Origin of the sequence: Streptomyces sp. AK08-02 (genome assembly GCF_033795085.1) — a bacterium.
Classification (GTDB): Bacteria; Actinomycetota; Actinomycetes; order Streptomycetales; family Streptomycetaceae; genus Streptomyces; species Streptomyces echiniscabiei.
In genome coordinates this window covers 59,292-78,981 of sequence record NZ_JARAZV010000032.1, presented here as the reverse complement: position 1 = coordinate 78,981, position 19,690 = coordinate 59,292, and the positions used below count along the sequence as shown (strand labels likewise).

17 protein-coding genes are annotated in these 19,690 nt (G+C 69.4%); 1 reads left to right on the top strand and 16 read right to left on the bottom strand.

From position 1 onward, the window contains the following. Window positions 1–18 precede the first annotated feature (18 nt). Window positions 19–192, bottom strand: coding sequence for a hypothetical protein (locus PV734_RS43735; protein WP_319098171.1), 174 nt, complete (start codon window positions 190–192; stop codon window positions 19–21). 60 nt (window positions 193–252) lie between these two features. Then, window positions 253–621 carry a hypothetical protein gene (locus PV734_RS43730; protein WP_319098172.1) on the bottom strand — a complete coding sequence of 123 codons (369 nt, stop codon included), beginning with the start codon at window positions 619–621 and terminating at the stop codon, window positions 253–255. A gap of 156 nt (window positions 622–777) precedes the next feature. On the opposite strand from PV734_RS43730, the gene PV734_RS43725 reads away from it, so the two are divergent. Next, entirely contained in the window at window positions 778–1,773 is a 996-nt protein-coding gene (locus PV734_RS43725; RefSeq protein ID WP_319098173.1) for a helix-turn-helix transcriptional regulator, read from the top strand. An 89-nt stretch (window positions 1,774–1,862) separates the two neighbouring features. Here PV734_RS43725 and PV734_RS43720 read toward each other — a convergent pair whose 3' ends face one another. The 14 genes from PV734_RS43720 to lysA form a co-directional block, all read right to left on the bottom strand. Continuing rightward, the gene (locus PV734_RS43720; protein WP_319098175.1) at window positions 1,863–3,164 is read right to left on the bottom strand and encodes an MraY family glycosyltransferase; all 1,302 of its coding nucleotides are present in this window, start codon (window positions 3,162–3,164) and stop codon (window positions 1,863–1,865) included. A gap of 126 nt (window positions 3,165–3,290) precedes the next feature. Then, entirely contained in the window at window positions 3,291–4,544 is a 1,254-nt protein-coding gene (gene glyA, locus PV734_RS43715) for a serine hydroxymethyltransferase (RefSeq protein WP_319098176.1), read from the bottom strand. 140 nt (window positions 4,545–4,684) lie between these two features. Beyond that, on the bottom strand, window positions 4,685–5,365 hold the full coding sequence (locus PV734_RS43710) for a protein-tyrosine-phosphatase (RefSeq protein ID WP_319098177.1): 681 nt from the start codon (window positions 5,363–5,365) through the stop codon (window positions 4,685–4,687). Next, complete coding sequence (locus PV734_RS43705; protein ID WP_319098178.1) at window positions 5,362–6,009, bottom strand: L-threonylcarbamoyladenylate synthase; 648 nt, start codon at window positions 6,007–6,009, stop codon at window positions 5,362–5,364. Before PV734_RS43705 ends, PV734_RS43710 begins: the two co-directional genes overlap by 4 nt. A 53-nt stretch (window positions 6,010–6,062) precedes the next feature. Then, window positions 6,063–6,902 (bottom strand): peptide chain release factor N(5)-glutamine methyltransferase, encoded by an 840-nt coding sequence (gene prmC, locus PV734_RS43700; RefSeq protein WP_319098235.1) that lies wholly within the window; start codon window positions 6,900–6,902, stop codon window positions 6,063–6,065. 110 nt (window positions 6,903–7,012) lie between these two features. Beyond that, a complete protein-coding gene (gene prfA, locus PV734_RS43695) occupies window positions 7,013–8,089 on the bottom strand; it encodes a peptide chain release factor 1 (RefSeq protein WP_319098179.1) in 1,077 nt (358 codons plus the stop codon). Window positions 8,090–8,200: 111 nt separating this feature from the next. Then, the gene (gene rpmE, locus PV734_RS43690; RefSeq protein WP_006381676.1) at window positions 8,201–8,425 is read right to left on the bottom strand and encodes a 50S ribosomal protein L31; all 225 of its coding nucleotides are present in this window, start codon (window positions 8,423–8,425) and stop codon (window positions 8,201–8,203) included. A gap of 202 nt (window positions 8,426–8,627) precedes the next feature. After that, window positions 8,628–9,734, bottom strand: coding sequence for an LCP family protein (locus PV734_RS43685; RefSeq protein WP_319098180.1), 1,107 nt, complete (start codon window positions 9,732–9,734; stop codon window positions 8,628–8,630). 208 nt (window positions 9,735–9,942) lie between these two features. Beyond that, the gene (locus PV734_RS43680) at window positions 9,943–11,754 is read right to left on the bottom strand and encodes a trypsin-like serine protease (RefSeq protein WP_319294836.1); all 1,812 of its coding nucleotides are present in this window, start codon (window positions 11,752–11,754) and stop codon (window positions 9,943–9,945) included. A gap of 157 nt (window positions 11,755–11,911) precedes the next feature. Then, a complete protein-coding gene (gene rho / locus PV734_RS43675) occupies window positions 11,912–14,002 on the bottom strand; it encodes a transcription termination factor Rho (protein WP_319294835.1) in 2,091 nt (696 codons plus the stop codon). Between the two features lie 511 nt (window positions 14,003–14,513). Further along, entirely contained in the window at window positions 14,514–15,443 is a 930-nt protein-coding gene (thrB, locus tag PV734_RS43670) for a homoserine kinase (RefSeq protein WP_319098183.1), read from the bottom strand. 302 nt (window positions 15,444–15,745) lie between these two features. Further along, entirely contained in the window at window positions 15,746–16,804 is a 1,059-nt protein-coding gene (gene thrC / locus PV734_RS43665) for a threonine synthase (protein WP_006381663.1), read from the bottom strand. A gap of 6 nt (window positions 16,805–16,810) precedes the next feature. Further along, the gene (locus PV734_RS43660) at window positions 16,811–18,103 is read right to left on the bottom strand and encodes a homoserine dehydrogenase (protein ID WP_319098184.1); all 1,293 of its coding nucleotides are present in this window, start codon (window positions 18,101–18,103) and stop codon (window positions 16,811–16,813) included. A 179-nt stretch (window positions 18,104–18,282) separates the two neighbouring features. Continuing rightward, complete coding sequence (gene lysA / locus PV734_RS43655; RefSeq protein WP_319098186.1) at window positions 18,283–19,674, bottom strand: diaminopimelate decarboxylase; 1,392 nt, start codon at window positions 19,672–19,674, stop codon at window positions 18,283–18,285. Window positions 19,675–19,690 lie beyond the last annotated feature (16 nt).

Below are 19,690 nucleotides of genomic sequence, written 5' to 3'. Positions count from 1 at the left end.
ATATGAGATTCCTTCAGTTCAGTCCCAGACCATGGAATCGGGCGCCTCGCTCGAAAGGACCGTCTGGGTCACTTCGGAAACGACGGCACCGGCCGATACGGGCTCATCGGCGGCGGAGGCGGTGGCGCCCAGACCAATGAGGGGGAAGAGGACGGCGAAAACGGTGACGGCACGGCAAATGGAGCGGTTCATGGAAATACCCCCGTGAAGTTCCGGCGTTTTTCCGGAAGTCGTGCATTTACTGACGTGCCTTCACTCTTGCTTGTCGCCAGGGCCATCTGAAGGGTTTGCTCCTGGACGGAAGCGTCCCCGTCCGGTTCCGTCCAGGAGGCCGTCGTAGTACTGCGGGACGAGCACGCCACCGCAGGAGACCAGCCGGCGGCCGTCAAGCGGTCCGCGCTCGACCGCCTGGCTGGCCAGGCGGAACGCACTGCTCTCGGCGTCTCGCAGACGACGTGTGGCCAGGAAGAGGCCGAGGGTGAGGACGCCTCCGGCCACGGAGTGGACACTGACGTGCTCCAGCCCGTCGGCGGGCTCGCTCGCGGCGAGGAACCACTCGGCAAGCCCCTCGGGAACTCCGAGTGATCGAGCGGTGGACAGTTGGACATGAATGAGATGCACGAAGCGACCATTTCGGCTGTCCGACCCGCCGGACAACACCCCGGAGCTCGCCGCAAGCGGCCGTCGCCCAAAGCGGCCAGCATTTATCGGCTACCGCGAGACGGGGTCCCCATGACATGATCACCAAGGAAATGCCCCCCACGAAGGAGTTTACCAATGCTGGAACTGCTGGGCCTCGACAAGAAGGCCGAAGCAGTGTACAGGTGCATGCTTGCCAATCCGGAGGCGGGAATCGCATCCCTCGGCGGGCTGACCGGCCTGTCTGAGCAAGAAATCCGCGCAACCCTGGACCAGTTGAACGAACTGGCGCTGGTCCGCCCGCAGAATGCGGAATCAGAAAATCCGCATGCGGTTTCCCCGGATCTCGGCCTGGAGATCCTGCTGGCGAGACAGCAAGCGGAATTGGCGATTCATCAGTCCAGAGTCGAGGAGTCCAGAGCCGCGGCGGCCGAGCTCATGGCCCAGTACGCCGACATGCGCTTCCAGGCCGCCGCCAACGGCAACCGGCTGACCGATGTCCACGCCGTGCGGGAACAGCTCGCGTCCATGACACGCAAAGTCCGCAACGAAGTGCTGTGCTTCGCCCCGAACGGCGCCCACTCCGAGGAGAGCCTGCGCGCGGCCAAGCCCCTCGATGGGCAACTACTCGACCGGGGGGTGAAGATGCGCACGGTCTACCTGGACAGCGTCCGCAACAGCCCGCACACCCAGGCGTACGCCCATTGGCTTGCGGAACGCGGCGGAGAGGTCCGTACGGCCCCCGCCCTCCCCGTCCGCATGATCATCACCGACCGCAGCTGCGCGGTCATCTCCACCTCCACGGAGAGCTCCGGCGACGGCGCCGTGGTCATCACCGGCGAGGGCACCCTGGCCGCGCTCTGCGCCCTCTTCGAGGGCGTGTGGCTCACCTCGACCGCGCTGAGCGCCCCGCCTGAGCCCGACGACCGGGGCCTCACCCCGCAGGAGAGCCAGGTCCTGGAGTTCCTCTACCAGGGCCTGACCGACGAGACGATCGCCAAGCGGCTCGGCGTCTCCCAGCGCACCGCACGCCGGATCGCCAACACCCTGATGACCCGCCTGAACGCCCGCAGCCGCTTCCAGGCCGGCGCCATGGCCGTCCAGAACGGCTGGCTCCCCGCCCAGCCCGCCTGACGGACAGCAGCTCACGGGGATCAGCCGCAGGTGGCACCGGCAAAGTCCCCAACGCCATCGCGCGGAACTTCCAGCGGAGCGCCGGCGGTTCAGCCCGCCTCGGACTCCGGCTGCCCCCGGTCCGGCACCAGCACCTGGTCCCCGCCGCCGATCGCCGTGGCCCCGTGGCACTCGCGCAGCACGCCACTCACCGGCTCACCGGCCTCGGGCGTACGCCTGACCGGCCGGCGCCGGTAGCGGGGCGGCACGAAGCGCTCCGCCCAGCGCGGGGTGCGCGGCGCGAAGCGCGGAAGCAGCAGGAGTACGAGTCCGATCGCGCTCAGGACCACCACGCTGAGGACGATCCACATGGACGCGTTGTTGACCGAGTAGGACAGGGCGCCGAAACCGATGAGCGCCGACCAGAAGTACATGATCAGGACGGCCCTGCTGTGCGAGTGCCCGACTTCCAGGAGCCGGTGGTGCAGATGCCCCCGGTCGGCCGCGAACGGCGACTGTCCGCGCCAGGTGCGCCGCACGATGGCCAGCACCAGGTCGGCGGCCGGGATCGCGATGATGGTGAGCGGCATCAGCAGCGGGATGTAGACCGGCACCATCTGGTGCACGGTGTTGCGCTCGGACCCCGAGAACAGGTTCATCGCGTCCGGGTCCATCTGCCCGGTGATGGAGATCGCGCCGGCGGCCAGCACCAGCCCGATGAGCATCGACCCGGAGTCACCCATGAAGATCCGCGCGGGGTGCATGTTGTGCGGCAGGAAACCGAGGCACATGCCCATCAGGATCACGGCGAAGAGGGTGGCCGGGGCGGCGGCCTCGATGCCGTACGAGACCCAGATCCGGTAGGCGTAGAGGAAGAACGCCGCCGACGCGATGCACACCATGCCGGCCGCGAGGCCGTCCAGGCCGTCGACGAAGTTCACCGCGTTGATGGTGATCACGACCAGCGCGACCGTCAGCAGGGTGCCCTGCCACTGGGTCAGCGCGACGTTGCCCACGGACGGGATCGGCAGCCACAGGATCGTCAGACCCTGCATGACCATGACGCCGGCGGCGATCATCTGCCCGCCGAGCTTGATCAGGGCGTCGATCTCGAACTTGTCGTCCAGAACACCGATCAGCCAGATCAGCGCGGCGCCCGAGAGCAACGCCCTCGGCTCGTTCGACTTGCTGAAGACCTCGTGCAGGTTGGTGAGGTGGTCGGCGACCAGCAGTCCGGCGCACAGCCCGAAGAACATCGCGATCCCGCCGAGCCGCGGAGTGGGTTCCCGGTGCACGTCACGGGCCCTGATCTCCGGCATCGCTCCGGCCACGATCGCGAACTTCCGTACCGGCCCTGTCAGCAGATACGTCACCGCGGCCGTGATGCAGAGCGTCAGCAGGTATTCACGCACGGGCTTCCCCACAGGTCTCGCTGGTCATCCAGGCCCCACACCCTAGCGAGGGACGCATAAGGATGGGGACTTCCGGGTAGCGAAGATGGTTGCACGTAAGGCTGTGCACGTGTTGACGCCTACCCCTCACCGCCCGGGATACGGCGGAAATCTACCGGCCAGCTCCCGCACTTCTTCACGCGCCCCACCACTCCCGGCAGCCCCACGGAGCACACCCGCGAACAGCACCGCGATCCGCGCCATCTCGGCCTCCCCCATCCCCTGCGTGGTCAGCGCCGCCGTCCCGAGCCGCAGCCCGCGTGCCTCCCCGTGGGGCAGCGCACAGCAGTCCAGAACCACTCCTGCGGCGGAAAGCAGCCCCCGCGCGGCATGTCCGTCCACACCCAGGGGCGCCGGATCGACCGTGACGAGATGCGTGTCGGTCCCGCCCGTGGTGACGACCAGCCCCTCGGCGGCCAGGCCCGCCGCCAGCACCCGCGCGTTGGCGACCACCTGATGGGCGTACGCGGTGAAGGCCGGGGTCGCCGCCTCGCCGAAGGCGACCGCCTTGGCGGCGATCGTGTGCATCTGCGCGCCCCCCTGGGTGAACGGGAAAACCGCCCGGTCGACCCGTTCTGCCAGCTCCGCGCCGCACAGCAGCAGCCCGCCGCGCGGCCCGCGCAGCACCTTGTGGGTGGTCGCGCAGACGACATCGGCGTACGGCACGGGACTGGGCGCCGCTCCCCCGGCGACGAGCCCGATGGGATGGGCGGCATCCGCGATGAGGTAGGCGCCCGCCTCGTCGGCGATCTCACGGAAGGCGGCGTAGTCGATGTGCCGGGGGTAGGCGATGGACCCGCAGACGATGGCCTTGGGGCGATGCGTCCGGGCGAGGGCGCGCACCTGCTCGTAGTCGATGAGGCCGCTCTCCGCGTCCACCCCGTAGGGGACGAAGTCGAACCAGCGCCCGGAGAAGTTGGCGGGCGACCCGTGGGTGAGATGGCCGCCGTGGGGCAGGCCGAGGGCGAGGACGGTGTCGCCGGGGCGCAGCAGGGCGGCGTAGGCGGCCAGAACGGCCGAAGACCCGGAGTGGGACTGGACGTTGGCGTGTTCGGCGCCGAACAGGGCCCTGGCCCGCCGCACGGCGACGCGCTCGGCGACGTCGACGATCTCGCAGCCGCCGTGGTGCCGGGCGCCCGGATACCCCTCCGCGTACTTGTTGGCGAGCGGCGAGCCGAGCGCGGCCAGCACGGCGGGCGAGGTGAAGTTCTCGGCGGCGGTCAGCTGCAGCGTCGTCGCCTGCCGCTCGGCCTCCCCGAGCAGCAGTTCGGCGAGCTCGGGGTCCTGGCGCCGCAGCACGTCAACAGCGCCATCGCTCTCAAGGGCAGGTACGACCGACATGGCGGACTCCGGACGTCGACGGTGACGTGAGTCCAGGGTAGGCCCGAGCGCCCCTTAGGGGCGCGGGGAACTGCACGACAAGCCACGACGGGCCCGCAGCCGCAGACCAACCCCCCGAGGCACCCCCTCAGGCGCGCACCTCACGCCTTCGCGGCGACCCCGGTCAACGCCGTCACCACCGGATCCAGCGCGAGCTGTATCTCGTCCCCGATCGACCGGAAGAAGGTCAAAGGGGCGCCGTACGGGTCGTACACCTCGTCCGCCTCGGCCGTGGGCGCGAGAAGCCACCCGCGTAGAGCCGCCGCAGCGCGGACCAGGGCGCGGGCCCGTTCGATCATGCCGTCGTCGAGCGGTGGCAGCGTGGCCGGGTCGATCGCCTTCACCAGGCGGGTGAACTCCTTCAGGGTGAAGGTGCGCAGGCCCGCCGAGTGCCCCATGGAGATGACCTGCGCGCGGTGGTCCCGCGTGGCCGTGAGCACCAGGTCCGCCCGGATCACGTGCTCGTCGAGCAGCTCGCGCCCGGTGAACCCGGAGGGGTCGGCGCCGAACTCGGTGAGGACCGCCTCGGCGTTGGCCTCCATGGGCGCGCCCTCGTGGCCCCACGTACCGGCGCTCTCCACGATGAGGCCGCCGAACAGCGGGTCGCCGAGCCGGTCCGCCAGGGCATGACGGGTCAGCCGCTCGGTGATCGGTGAGCGGCATACGTTGCCGGTGCTGACATGGAGGATGCGGAAGGCGTCCCGCGAGGCCCCGTTCCACTGCTGAGCCCCCGTGACCCCCTGACGCGTGCCTATGCCACGCCCCGCGTCAGGGGCTGTCAATTCGCCACCTCGAGGTCGGGGACCACCTTGCGCAGCTCCTCGGCCGACAGCGCGCCCGCACGGAGCAGGACCGGTACCTTTCCCGTGACGTCGACGATCGACGAGGGGACGATTCCGGGCGTGGGCCCGCCGTCCAGGTAGACGGAGACGGAGTCGCCGAGCATCTCCTGGGCGGCGTCACAGTCCTCGGGGGACGGGTGGCCGGTCAGGTTGGCGGAGGAGACGGCCATGGGGCCGACCTCGGTCAGCAGCTCGATGGCGACGGGGTGCAGCGGCATGCGTACGGCGACCGTGCCCCGGGTGTCGCCCAGGTCCCACTGCAGGGACGGCTGGTGCTTGGCGACGAGGGTGAGGGCGCCCGGCCAGAAGGCGTCGACGAGTTCCCAGGCCATCTCGGAGAAGTCCGTGACGAGGCCGTGCAGGGTGTTCGGGGAACCGATCAGCACGGGCGTGGGCATGCCACGGCCGCGGCCCTTGGCCTCCAGCAGGTCGTTGACGGCCTCGGCGGAGAACGCGTCGGCACCGATGCCGTAGACCGTGTCGGTCGGGAGGACCACCAGCTCGCCGCGTCGGACGGCGGACGCGGCCTCGCGCAGACCGGTCGTGCGGTCGGTCGCGTCGTTGGTGTCGTATCGCCGAGCCATTTAGCGGGCCTCCTCGTACACGTACTGCTGGGGGTAGGAAGTGTGGGTGATGCTCACGGCGTGGCCCTGCGGGCGGTCGCGAAGCGCGGGCGGTTGTTGAGGTCCGGGTGGTCGGCCGCGTCGGCCCAGCCGCGTTCCTCGGTGAAGATCCACGGCACCTGGCCGCCCTGGGTGTCCGCGTGTTCGACGACGACGACGCCGCCGGGGCGCAGCAGCCGGTGTGCGGTGCGTTCCAGGCCCCGGATGAGGTCGAGGCCGTCCTCGCCCGAGAACAGGGCGAGTTCGGGATCGTGGTCCCGGGCCTCGGGGGCGACGTACTCCCACTCCGTGAGCGGGATGTACGGCGGGTTGGAGATGACCAGGTCGACCTGGCCGTCGAGGTCCTGGAAGGCGTCCAGGGCGTCGCCCTGCCGCAGGTCGACCCTGGACCCCTCCATGTTCTTGCGGGTCCACGCCAGCGCGTCCTCGGACAGCTCCACGGCGTGTACGCGCGAGCGCGGGACCTCCTGGGCGAGGGCCAGCGCGATGGCGCCGGATCCGGTGCACAGGTCGACGATCAGCGGCTCGACGACGTCCATCGCGCGGACGGCGTCTATGGCCCAGCCGACGACCGACTCGGTCTCGGGGCGGGGGACGAACACGCCCGGCCCGACCTGGAGTTCCAGGTAGCGGAAGAAAGCCCGCCCGGTGATGTGCTGGAGCGGCTCGCGGGCCTCGCGGCGGGCGATGACCTCCCAGTAGCGGGCGTCGAAGTCGATGTCCTTGACGGTGTGCAGGGTGCCCCGCTTCACGCCGTGCACGAACGCGGCGAGTTCCTCCGCGTCGTTGCGCGGCGAGGGCACGCCCGCGTCGGCGAGCCGCTGGGTGGCCTGAGCCACCTCCGCGAGCAGCAAGCTGCGGGGGCTCGGGGGCCGTCCCCCAATGTTCTGCTGCACGCTGGTCCTCCGGTACTCGTGACTCGTACGGGGCCGTACTGGGCTGGTACTGGGCTCGTACGGGGGTGTTACGCCGCCGCGAGCTTCGCGGCGGAGTCCGCGTCGACACAGGCCTGGATGACGGCGTCGAGGTCGCCGTCCAGCACCTGGTCGAGGTTGTAGGCCTTGAAGCCGACGCGGTGGTCCGAGAGGCGATTCTCCGGGAAGTTGTACGTACGGATCTTCTCGGAGCGGTCGACGGTGCGGACCTGGCTGCGGCGGGCGTCGGCGGCCTCCTTCTCCGCTTCCTCCACGGCTGCCGCGAGGAGCCTGGAGCGCAGGATACGCATCGCCTGCTCCTTGTTCTGCAGCTGGCTCTTCTCGTTCTGGCAGGAGGCGACGACTCCGGTGGGAACGTGCGTGATGCGCACCGCCGAGTCGGTCGTGTTGACGGACTGACCGCCGGGACCCGAGGAGCGGTACACGTCGATACGGAGGTCGCTCGGGTTGATCTCCACGTCGACCTCCTCCGCCTCGGGGGTGACGAGGACACCGGCCGCGGAGGTGTGGATACGGCCCGCGGACTCGGTCGCCGGCACGCGCTGCACGCGGTGCACCCCGCCCTCGTACTTCAGACGGGCCCAGACGCCCTGGCCGGGCTCGGTGGCGCCGTTGCCGCCCTTGGTCTTCACAGCGACCTGGACGTCCTTGTAGCCGCCCTGATCGGACTCGGTGGCGTCGATGATCTCGGTCTTCCAGCCGACGCGCTCGGCGTAGCGGAGGTACATGCGCAGGAGGTCCCCGGCGAACAGGGCGGACTCGTCGCCGCCGGCGCCGGCCTTGACCTCCAGGATGACGTCCTTGTCGTCGTTGGGGTCACGCGGAACGAGCAGCAGGCGGAGCTTCTCGGTGAGCTCCTCGCGCTGCTTCTCCAGTTCCTTGACCTCGGCGGCGAAGTCGGGGTCGTCGAGGGCGAACTCCTTCGCCGTCCCGATGTCGTCCCCGGTCTGCTTCCAGGAGCGGTACGTCCCGACGATCGGGGTCAGCTCGGCGTAGCGCTTGTTGAGCTTGCGCGCGTTGGCCTGGTCGGCGTGGACCGACGGGTCGGCGAGCTTCTTCTCCAGGTCGGCGTGCTCGGTGAGCAGATCCTCGACGGCCTCGAACATGGGGGCTCCTGAAAACGTCTGTACGTGTCGTACGTGGGGGAAGTCGGGCGACCAAAAACGCCGGTCCAGGTACGCCCCGGAGGGCGAACGTGGACCGGCGCTGGTGCCTCGCTACTTCTTGGAGCCGGCAGCGGCCTTGCCGAAGCGGGCCTCGAAGCGGGCCACACGGCCACCGGTGTCGAGGATCTTCTGCTTGCCCGTGTAGAACGGGTGGCACTCGGAGCAGACCTCGGCGCGGATGTTGCCGCTCGTGATCGTGCTGCGGGTGGTGAACGACGCGCCACAGGTGCAGCTGACCTGCGTCTCGACGTACTCGGGGTGGACTTCGCGCTTCAAGGGGTTCTCCTAGTTTCGGGAGGGCTCCGGGTCGCCTCCGCGGGATGCGGGTGCGTGAACCGGGGCCGACGTACCAGTCTGCCAGGACTGGGCGCATCCCCCAAAACGAGGGGTGGGGGTTGGATATTCCCTGCGGGTCCGTCGGGCTTCTCGCGCAGTTCCCCGCGCCCCTGGAAACGGGGGCTTCGCCCCCTGTTTCCAGCTAGCTCACCACGCCCGCCGCGTCGCCCTTCGCCGTGCCCTTGGTGGCGGCCGCCGGGATGGGGCGGTCCGCCTTCAGGGCCTTCCAGACCAGCTGGGCCTTGGCGTCGTCCACTATGACCCTGTTGGGGTTCGCCGGGTCGTACTCCACCGGCATGGTGATCATGCTCATGTGGGCGGAGCTGATGCTCTTGAGGCCCGACGCGAAGGAGGTCAGGGTGCGTACGGAGCCCAGGTCGGAGTCGGTCGTGACGGCCTTGGTGGCGGTGTCCGCGAGGTCGAAGAGCTTCTTGGGGTTCGTCAGGACGCCGACGTCCTTGATCTGGTCGACCAGTGCCTTGATGAACGCCTGCTGGAGCTGGATGCGGCCGAGGTCCGAGCCGTCGCCGACGCCGTGGCGGGTACGGACCAGGCCGAGCGCCTGTGAGCCGTTGAGGCGGTGCGTGCCGGCCTTCAGGTTCAGGTGGCTGTCGGAGTCCCTGATGTCCTTCGTCGTGGTCACCTCGACGCCGCCGAGCTCGTCCACGAGCTTCTGGAAGCCGGTGAAGTCGACCTCGACGTAGTGGTCCATACGGATCCCGGAGAGCGACTCGACGGTCTTCACCGCGCAGGCGGCGCCCCCCGTGGAGTACGCGGAGTTGAACATCACGCCGGAGGCCGCGTCGTGGGTGACGCCCTTGGCGTCCGTGCACTCGGGGCGGTCGACGAGGGTGTCCCGGGGTATGGAGACCACACTGGCCTTCTTGTGGCCCTCGTAGACGTGGACGATCATCGCGGTGTCCGAGCGGGCGCTGCCGTCGTCCGTACCGCCGCCGAGCTTCCTGTTGGCGCCGGAGCGGGTGTCGGAGCCCAGGACCAGGATGTCCTCGGAGCCGTTGTCGACGTTGGTGGGGCGGTCGGTGCCGAGGACCTGGTTGATGTCGACGCTCTTGATGTTGCCGTTGAGCTTGAAGTACACGTAGCCGAGGCCGGTGCCGCCGAGCACGACGATGGCCGCGGCGACCCAGGCGGTGATCAGGAGCGCCCTGGAGTGCTTGCCGCGGGGCTTGCGGCGGCTGCCCCTCTGCACCGGCTTCACCGGATCTGACGGATTGCTCTCGGCGGACATGCGCTTCCCTCGGTCTCGACCGGTCGGTTACCCCCTGCTTTCAGGGCCAGTCCCTTTTCCGTCGTAACTCGCTCAGTCAGACGGTCATTACGGAAAAAGGGTTGCACAACGCGCTGTGCCCTTCGCGTGTCGCGAAGGGCACAGCGCGTGACCGAACGGGCGGGATCTTCCTCGCGAATCGCCCAGAAGACCCCTTTCACCTGCGGGTTCAGCTGATGATGTCCCACTGCTTGTAGTCGGTTCCGACGGACTTCGGTGTGCCGAAGATCTCGCTCGTACCCTTGCCGGTGCCCGGGTAGAGGTACATCGTCCCGGCGGGCGTACGGGCCAGGAAGTCGGCCTTTCCGTCGCCGGTCACGTCGCCGGGGGTGACCAGGGTGTTGAAGCCGCCCCAGGTGCGCACCTTGACCCGGGCCGCGAAGGCCTGGGAGCCGGCCTTGCCGTTGCCCTTGAGGAGGTAGCCGACCGAGCCGGTCTTGGTGCGGGCGAGCAGGTCGGCCTTGCCGTCGCCGTTGAAGTCGCCGTGGCCGACGATCGAGTTGTACTGGTTCCAGCCGGAGGACACCTTCGACGGGGCCCCGAAGGTGCCGTTGCCGTTGCCCGGGTAGATCCACAGGACGCCCGCGGAGTCGACCGAGAGGACGTCGGGCTTGTAGTCGCCGGTGACGTCGCCCGGGGTGATGATCCGGGTGCGGCTCTTCCAGTTGGTGAAGATCTGCTTCGTGTCCCAGGCGCCGCCGCTGCCGTCGGACGTGGGCACGTAGTGCATCCAGTAGACCGCGCCCGAGGCGCTGTCACGGATCACCAGGTCCTGGTAGTCGTCCCGGTTCAGGTCGGTCTGCAGCACGACGTTGACGCCGTCCCAGTTGCCCCAGGGCTCGCTGGCGCCGAAGCTGGTGCCCTTGGAGTCCTTCTCGTAGGCGACCTTCGTGGAGGCGCGGCGCAGCCACAGGTCGGCCATGTGGTCACCGCTGAGGTTCGCGTCCTCGACCCGCGGGTACACGGCGCCGACGTACGAGGTGACCTTCGAGAAGACGCTGTAGGCGCCCTTCTCCACGCAGTCCGTCACACCCCACGAGACGACGCCGACGACCTTGCCCGCGACCACGAGGGGCCCGCCGGAGTCGCCGTTGCAGGTCGTGGTGGTACCGGTGTCGCTGCCGGTGGCGGGCTGGCCCGCACAGACCATGTGCCCCTTGACGAAGTCACTGCCGTACGCGCCCGTGCAGGTGGCGTCGGACTGGATCGGCAGCGTGGCCGTCTTCAGGGTCGCGGAGATGTCCTGGGTGGTGGAGCTGGTGCGGCCCCAGCCGTAGACCTTGGCGTTGGTGAGCGCCTTGTAGGAGACGGTGTCACCGGCGGTCGTCATCCGGATCGGCGCGGCCGTCACGGGCCGGTCGAGCGTCAGGACGGCGATGTCGTTGTCGAACGTCGTCGAGTTGTAGGACGGGTTGTTCCACTGGCGCCAGACACCAGCCTCGGCCCCGTCCGTGTTCCCGTCGGCGTCAGGCAGGGACGCCGTGCCGGTGATGATGCTCCCGTTGGCCTTCCAGTTGTAGCCCTTGACGCAATGCGCGGCGGTGAGGATCTTCGTCGGCGCGATGACGGCGCCGCCGCAGAAGAATCCGATGTCATCGCCGGTCGCGGTGGTGCCCTTGTCGTCGTAGTACCAGAGCTGGGCCATATACGGCGCCGCAGAGATAGTGGTCGTCGAACCACCGATGATCTTCGCGTCCTTGGTGCCACCGACGGTGCCGGCGGTCAGCGCCGACTTCTTCGTGGTGACGCCCGGGGTGTCGTCGCCCGCGACGGCGCCCGCGATGCGCTGCTCCAACTCGGCGGTGCTCGGTACCGCGCTGCGGCTCAGGTCCGCGGTCGGCCGCGGCAGGGCCGTGGCAGCGTTCGCGGACGACATCATCAGCGCACCGGTGACCGCGGCGGCGAGGCTGACGGCGACCACGGGAACGGCGATCCGCACACGTCGTCTGTGGCGGCCCTCACCGGACAGGGATATACCCACTCAAGTCCCCCCTAGGGATCGTTAGTTCGGGCACACCACGAGAATCGGCCCGAAGAGCGCGATCGTACACCTGTCTCATACACCAAAAAGGGCCACCCCCTTAACAAGGGGTGGCCCTTTTTGAACAGCTGGAACTACTCGAACCGTCTACCGAGCGTCAGTCGTTGCTGTTGCCGTTGCCCGGCGTCGTCTTCTGGATCTGGAGCAGGAACTCGGCGTTCGACTTCGTCTGCTTCATTTTGTCGAGAAGCAGCTCGATCGCCTGCTGCTGGTCGAGCGCGTGCAGCACCCTGCGCAGCTTCCAGGTGACGGCGAGCTCGTCGCTGCCGAGCAGGATCTCTTCCTTACGGGTACCGGACGCGTCGACGTCCACCGCCGGGAAGATGCGCTTGTCGGCGAGCTTCCGGTCGAGCTTGAGCTCGGCGTTGCCGGTGCCCTTGAACTCCTCGAAGATGACCTCGTCCATGCGGGACCCGGTGTCCACCAGCGCGGTGGCGAGGATGGTCAGCGAGCCGCCGTCCTCGATGTTGCGGGCCGCACCGAAGAAGCGCTTCGGCGGGTACAGGGCGGTCGAGTCGACACCACCGGACAGGATGCGGCCGGAGGCCGGGGCGGCGAGGTTGTACGCACGGCCCAGACGAGTGATCGAGTCGAGCAGTACGACGACGTCGTGGCCCAGTTCCACCAGGCGCTTGGCGCGCTCGATGGCCAGCTCGGCGACCGTGGTGTGGTCCTCGGCCGGACGGTCGAAGGTCGAGGAGATGACCTCGCCCTTCACCGACCGCTGCATGTCGGTGACCTCTTCCGGACGCTCGTCGACCAGGACGACCATCAGGTGGCACTCGGGGTTGTTCGTGGTGATCGCGTTGGCGATCGCCTGCATGATCATGGTCTTGCCGGTCTTCGGCGGGGCCACGATCAGACCGCGCTGGCCCTTACCGATCGGCGCGACGAGGTCGATGATGCGGGTGGTGAGGATGCCCGGGTCGGTCTCCAGACGGAGGCGGTCCTGGGGGTAGAGCGGGGTCAGCTTGTTGAACTCAGGCCGCCCGCGCCCGGATTCGGCCGCCATACCGTTGGCCGAGTCGAGCCGCACCAGCGCGTTGAACTTCTCGCGGCGCTCGCCGTCCTTGGGCTGACGCACGGCACCGGTGACGTGGTCGCCCTTGCGCAGGCCGTTCTTGCGGACCTGGGCGAGGGAGACGTACACGTCGTTGGGACCCGGCAGGTAGCCCGACGTACGGATGAAGGCGTAGTTGTCGAGGATGTCCAGGATGCCCGCGACGGGGATCAGGACGTCGTCGTCGGCGACCTGCGGCTCGTTCGGGCCGAACTCCTCGCGCCCACGACGGCCACGGCGGTCGCGGTAGCGCCCGCGACGGCCACGGCGTCCGCCGTCGAAGTCGTCGTCGTCCTGCGGTCCGTTGTCCCTGGGGCCGTTGTCGCGGGGCCCACTGTCGCGCTGGTCGCGCTGCTGCCGGTCCTGCCGCTCCTGGCGGTCCTGACGGCCGCCGGCCTGCTGCTGGCCCTGCTGGGCCGCGCGCTGCTGCGTACCGCCGGCCTGCTGCTCGTCGGCCTTGGCGCCACGGCGGTCGCGGTCCCGGCCGCGGTCACCGCGGTCGCTGCGCTCCCGGCGGCCCTGGCGGCCCTGTCGGCCGTCGCCGTCCCCGGTGTCGGCCTGCGCGGCCGGAGTCTCGGACCTCGACTCGCTCTGCGCGTCGGCGACGACCGTCTCGGGGCTGCCCGCCTCGGCGGTGGCGCGGCGCCGGCGGCGCTCGGCCGGGGCGTCGTCGCCCCCGTCGCGGGAGGGTCCTCCCGCGGGCTGGCCGGGGATCTCGATCTGCTGCTGGGCCACGGCCTTCTCGGCGGGCGCCTCGACGACCTGTACGGCCGACTTCTTCTCGGCGGCGGGCGCGGTGTCATCACCCGTGCGGGCCTTGGAGGTGGCGCGACGCCTGGGCTTGGTCTCGGCGGCGTCCCCGGCGGGGGCGGCTGCGGCCTTGGGGGTCCCGCCCCCGGCCTGCGCTTCCTTGATGACCTCGATCAGCTGGCTCTTGCGCATCCGCGCGGTGCCCTTGATCCCGAGGCCGGATGCGACCTGCTGCAGTTCGGCCAGCACCATGCCGTCGAGGCCGGTACCGCGGCGCCGCCGGGAGCCGGCACCCGTGGCAGGCGCGGAGGCGTCCGTGGAGGGCGCCGCAGCGGTCTCCTCGACACGTGCGCCCATCAGATCGGTGGTGTCGCTCACGAAGGGTCCTTCCCTGGAGCGGACGTCGGCCTGTCTGGCACGGCGACCGGTTTTGCTGTCCGGCTTCGGTCCTTCATGAGTGGACCGTGCCGGGGCGGTGGTCCGCCGAAGCGGCGGAAGAGGTTCTGGTGATGGCGCTTCCCAAAACCGTGACACTGGCTGGCGGTGTCAGGCGGCTTGGTCGCACCGGTTCCGAAGCGTGCCCTGATTGCCGCTCAGCGCCTGCACACGACGAATCGAACGCCGCATGAAACACAGAGTGGCTTGGGGGGCTCCCGGAAGAATGTCTGTCCCGGACGGGGACAGAAAGCACCTCGCCATGGTGGGGTCGGGTGCAGACTTGAGGTTAACACTACCGGATCCAACAAACATTCCCCCTCTCCAAATCCGGCAACCGTATGTAGTTGAAAGTCACAGCGTCGCATGTCACAGCGTTGGAAATCGCGGCCTCGACGGCCGCGGCGTCTAACGCCGCAAGTGCCCTGGTGCGCGCCCCGTTGATGTCTTCGCCCTAGCTCTCTCCGGGTGCCGCGAGCGGCAGAACGCTCGCGCCCCGGGCGTCGAGGCCGAGCCGGTTGGCGGCCCAGCCGTCGCCCGCCAGTTGGGAGACCTTGTCGGCGGTCGCCTCGTCGGCCAGAGCCAGGACCGTGGGCCCGGCACCGGAGATCACCGCGGGGATGCCGTCGGCCCGCAGCCGCTCCACCAGCGCCGTGCTCTCCGGCATGGCGGGGGCGCGGTAGTCCTGGTGCAGCCGGTCCTCGGTGGCAGGCAGCAGAAGCTCGGGACGCCTGGTCAGAGCCTCGACGAGCAGGGCGGCGCGCCCCGCGTTGGTCGCGGCGTCGACGTGCGGGACGGTGCGCGGCAGGAGGCCTCGCGCGGTCTCCGTGAGCACCGCCTTCCCGGGGACGAACACCACCGGAACGACCGCGCCGGCGGGCTCCATCCTGATCGCCCGGGCGGCTCCGGCCTCCATCCAGGAGAGCGTGAACCCGCCGAGGAGACAGGCGGCCACGTTGTCCGGGTGTCCCTCGATCTCGGTGGCGAGTTCGAGCAGCGCCTCGTCGTCGAGCCGGCTGTCGCCGCCTATGGTGACGGCCCGCGCGGCGACGATGCCGGCGCAGATGGCGGCCGAGGAGGATCCGAGTCCCCGTCCGTGCGGGATCCGGTTGGCGCACACGATCTCCAGGCCCCGGGGCTGTCCGCCCAGCAGGTCGAAGGCGGTGCGCAGGGAACGTACGAGCAGGTGGTTCTCGTCGCGCGGGAGGGTCTCGCTGCCCTCACCCGCGATGTCGATGTGCAGCCCGGAGTCGGCCACCCGGACGACCACGTCGTCGTACAACGCCAGCGACAGGCCGAGGGCGTCGAAGCCCGGACCGAGATTGGCGCTGGTGGCGGGGACGCGCACCCGGACGGCGGCGGCACGGAACGCTGGACCGGCCATCGCTCGATGACTCTCCTTGAGCTGCGATTTCGTCGAAGACGTTCGATTCGACACTTCGATACGACACTGGGAAACGACTGGTGGAGGAACGGCTGACGACCTACGGGGAGACCCTCGGGCCGCTGAGGCAACGCGGCGCCGCGCCATACGCGGGGGCATATGCGGCGGGCGGGTTCACCCCAGCTTATCGAAGGAAGGTTCTGTGGCGACATAGGGCGCACAGGAGGCGCACGATGCGTGTCGTAAGCCCCCTGTGCACCCGCCGTGGGGAGTACCCCACTTCCGGCGTTTCAGTACCCGGTCTACGCGAGTCCGAGTCGCTCGGCGGCGGTCGCGGCGTCCACCGGGACGACGACCGGCTTCGGTGCGCCCTCGGTGGCCCAGCCCGGGTCCTTCAGGCCGTTGCCGGTGACCGTGCAGACGATGGTCTGGCCCGGGTCGACCTTGCCCTGCTCCGCCGCCTTCAGCAGACCGGCGACGGACGCGGCGGACGCCGGCTCGACGAAAACGCCCTCCTGCGCGGCCAACAGCCGGTAGGCGCGCAGGATCTCACGGTCCGTCACCTCGTCGATGAAACCACCGGACTCGTCGCGCGCGGCCAGCGCCTGCTTCCAGGAGGCCGGGTTGCCGATACGGATCGCGGTGGCGAGCGTCGAGGGGTCCTTGACGATCTCGCCGCGCACGATCGGGGCACTACCGGCCGCCTGGAACCCCCACATGCGCGGGGTGCGCCGGGCGATGCCGTCGGCGGCGTACTCGGTGTAGCCCTTCCAGTACGCGGTGATGTTGCCCGCGTTGCCGACCGGCAGGACATGGATGTCGGGCGCGTCACCGAGCATGTCGACGATCTCGAAGGCGGCCGTCTTCTGCCCCTCGATACGCACCGGGTTGACCGAATTCACCAGCGCCACGGGGTAGTTGTCGCTCAGCGAGCGGGCGAGGGTGAGGCAGTCGTCGAAGTTGCCGTCGACCTGGAGGATCTTGGCGCCGTGGACCAGCGCCTGCCCCATCTTGCCGAGGGCGATCTTCCCCTGGGGCACGAGAACGGCCGAGACCATGCCCGCGCGCACGGCGTAGGCGGCGGCGGAGGCAGACGTGTTGCCCGTGGAGGCACAGATGACCGCCTTGGCGCCCTCCTCCTTGGCCCGGGTGATGGCCATGGTCATACCGCGGTCCTTGAAGGACCCGGTCGGGTTGGCGCCCTCCACCTTGAGGTGGACCTCGCAGCCCGTGCGCTCGGAGAGCACCTGCGCGGGGACGAGGGGCGTGCCGCCCTCCCGGAGCGTCACGACCGGTGTGCTGGCGGAGACGGGCAGCCGGTCCCGGTACTCCTCGATGATTCCGCGCCACTGGTGGGTCATTGCTGGTTACTCTCCTTCAACCCGCATGATGCTTGCGACACCCCGCACGGTGTCGAGCTTGCGCAACGCCTCGACGGTTCCGCCCAGGGCGGCGTCGGACGCACGATGGGTGACGACGACAAGGGAGGCCTCGCCGTCCTTGCCCGTCTGCCGAACCGTATCGATGGAGACACCGTGCTCGGCGAACACGGTGGCCACCTGGGCGAGAACACCCGGTTTGTCGGCGACGTCGAGGCTGATGTGATAGCGGGTGACCACATCGCCCATGCCCGAGACGGGCAGCGCGGCATACGCCGACTCGCCGGGCCCCGTGGTCCCGCTGAGCCGGTTGCGGCACACGGCGACGAGGTCACCGAGCACAGCGGAGGCCGTCGGCGCACCGCCGGCTCCGGGCCCGTAGAACATCAGCTGACCGGAGGCGTCGGACTCGACGAACACGGCGTTGTAGGCGCCGCGCACGGAGGCGAGCGGGTGCGTCAGCGGGATCATGGCCGGATGCACGCGCGCGGTGACGGACTGGCCGTCCCCGGCCCGCTCGCAGATGGCGAGCAGTTTGATGGTGCAGCCCATGTTCCTGGCGGAGGCGAAGTCGGAGGCGGTGACCTCGGTCATGCCCTCGCGGTAGACGTCGTCGAGACGCACGCGCGTGTGGAAGGCGATTCCGGCGAGGATGGCGGCCTTGGCGGCGGCGTCGAAGCCCTCGACGTCGGCGGTGGGGTCGGCTTCCGCGTACCCGAGGGCGGTGGCCTCATCGAGGGCTTCCTGATATCCGGCGCCCGTGGAGTCCATCTTGTCGAGGATGAAGTTGGTGGTGCCGTTGACGATCCCGAGGACCCGGTTCACCTTGTCGCCGGCGAGGGACTCGCGCAGCGGCCGGATGAGCGGGATGGCACCGGCGACGGCGGCCTCGTAGTACAGGTCCGCGTCGTGCTCCTCGGCGGCGGCGTGGAGGGCGGCGCCGTCCTGGGCGAGAAGGGCCTTGTTGGCGGAGACGACGGACGCGCCGTGCTCGAAGGCGGCGGTGATGAGGGAGCGAGCGGGCTCGATGCCGCCGATGACCTCGACGACGACGTCGATGTCGCCGCGTTTGACGAGGGCGGTGGCGTCGGTGGTGACGAGGGCGGGGTCGATGCCCTCACGGACCTTGGAGGGCCGCCGTACGGCCACGCCCGCGAGTTCGACGGGAGCGCCGATCCTGGCGGCGAGATCGTCGGCGTGCGTCGTCATGATGCGCGCCACCTCTGAGCCGACGACCCCACAGCCCAGCAGCGCCACCTTCAGCGGACGCGTACGCATCATCCGACCTCGTTTCCTCATACCGTCTACGGTTCATAAGTCTCACTCACCGGACTGAAGTTTCTGTCCATCGTCCGGATCGTGAGATGTCTATTTCGTTTTCCGAGCGGCGGAAGACAGAAGATCTTCCGCCGCGTCCTCGAATTCTGCTCCAGGGGTTCCGCTCCTGAGAGATTCTGCCGTCACCCCACGTCGAGCCGGAGCAGATCCTCCTCGGTCTCCCTACGGACGATCACCCGGGCCTCCCCCTCACGCACGGCGACGACCGGCGGGCGCAGGGCGTGGTTGTAGTTGCTGGCCATGGACCGGCAGTACGCGCCGGTCGCCGGCACCGCGATCAGGTCGCCCGGTGCCAGGTCGGCGGGCAGGAAGGCGTCCTTGACGACGATGTCCCCGCTCTCGCAGTGCTTGCCGACGACCCGCACCAGCATGGGCGCGGCCTCGGAGGTCCGGGAGACGAGAGCGACGCTGTACTCGGCGTCGTACAACGCGGTCCGGATGTTGTCGGACATCCCGCCGTCGACGGAGACGTATGTGCGCAGCCCGTCGAGGGGCTTGATGGTGCCGACCTCGTAGAGGGTGAAGGCGGTGGGCCCGACGATGGCGCGCCCCGGCTCGACGGAGATCCGCGGAGTGCGCAGCTTGGCGGACTCGCACTCCCGGGTGACGATCTCGTGGAGCGCCTTGGCGATCTCGTGCGGCTCGCGCGGGTCGTCGTCGCTGGTGTAGGCGATACCGAGCCCACCGCCGAGGTCGATCTCGGGCAGCTCGACGCCGTGCTCGTCACGGATGTCCTTGAGCAGCCCGACGACGCGATGCGCGGCGACCTCGAACCCGGACATGTCGAAGATCTGCGACCCGATGTGCGAGTGGATTCCGATCAGCTCCAGTCCGTCGAGCTGCAGAGCCCGCCGCACGGCCTCGGCGGCCTGCCCGCCGGCCAGCGGAATACCGAACTTCTGGTCCTCGTGGGCGGTGGCGATGAACTCGTGCGTATGGGCTTCCACGCCGACGGTGATACGGATCTGCACGCGCTGCCGCTTACCGAGGGACTGCGCGATGTGCGCGACGCGGACGATCTCCTGGAAGGAGTCGAGCACGATCCGCCCGACACCGGCACGAATGGCGGTCTCGATCTCGTCCACGGACTTGTTGTTGCCGTGGAAGGCGATGCGGTCGGCGGGCATCCCGGCGGAGAGCGCGGTGGTGAGTTCGCCCCCGGAACAGACGTCGAGGTTGAGTCCTTCGTCGTGCAGCCAGCGCACGACGGCCCGGGAGAGAAACGCCTTGCCGGCGTAGAAGACGTCGGCGTCGGCCCCGAAGGCGGTACGCCACGCGCGGGCGCGCTCACGGAAGTCGACTTCGTCGATGAGATAGGCCGGGGTGCCGAACTCCTCGGCGAGCCTCGTGACCTCGACCCCGCCGACGCTGACGACGCCGTCGGCCGTACGGGTGACGGTCGACGCCCAGACCTTCGGGTCCAGGTGGTTGAGGTCGGCGGGCGGCGCGGAGGGATGTCCCTCGGGCAGCACATCGGCGTGACGGGGCCCGGCGGGGTGTGCGGAACGGCTCATGACTGCGTGCTTCCTC

Excerpts from the sequence above, each read along its gene's own strand:
- glyA (WP_319098176.1), bottom strand. The coding sequence starts at position 4,544 with ATGTCGGTCGTACCTGCCCTTGAGAGCGATGGCGCTGTTGACGTGCTG.
- PV734_RS43705 (WP_319098178.1), bottom strand. The coding sequence starts at position 6,009 with ATGGCTCGGCGATACGACACCAACGACGCGACCGACCGCACGACCGGT.
- thrC (WP_006381663.1), bottom strand. The coding sequence starts at position 16,804 with ATGACCCACCAGTGGCGCGGAATCATCGAGGAGTACCGGGACCGGCTG.
- prfA (WP_319098179.1), bottom strand. The coding sequence starts at position 8,089 with ATGTTCGAGGCCGTCGAGGATCTGCTCACCGAGCACGCCGACCTGGAG.
- PV734_RS43735 (WP_319098171.1), bottom strand. The coding sequence starts at position 192 with ATGAACCGCTCCATTTGCCGTGCCGTCACCGTTTTCGCCGTCCTCTTC.
- PV734_RS43685 (WP_319098180.1), bottom strand. The coding sequence starts at position 9,734 with ATGTCCGCCGAGAGCAATCCGTCAGATCCGGTGAAGCCGGTGCAGAGG.
- lysA (WP_319098186.1), bottom strand. The coding sequence starts at position 19,674 with ATGAGCCGTTCCGCACACCCCGCCGGGCCCCGTCACGCCGATGTGCTG.
- thrB (WP_319098183.1), bottom strand. The coding sequence starts at position 15,443 with ATGGCCGGTCCAGCGTTCCGTGCCGCCGCCGTCCGGGTGCGCGTCCCC.
- PV734_RS43660 (WP_319098184.1), bottom strand. The coding sequence starts at position 18,103 with ATGATGCGTACGCGTCCGCTGAAGGTGGCGCTGCTGGGCTGTGGGGTC.
- PV734_RS43725 (WP_319098173.1), top strand. The coding sequence starts at position 778 with ATGCTGGAACTGCTGGGCCTCGACAAGAAGGCCGAAGCAGTGTACAGG.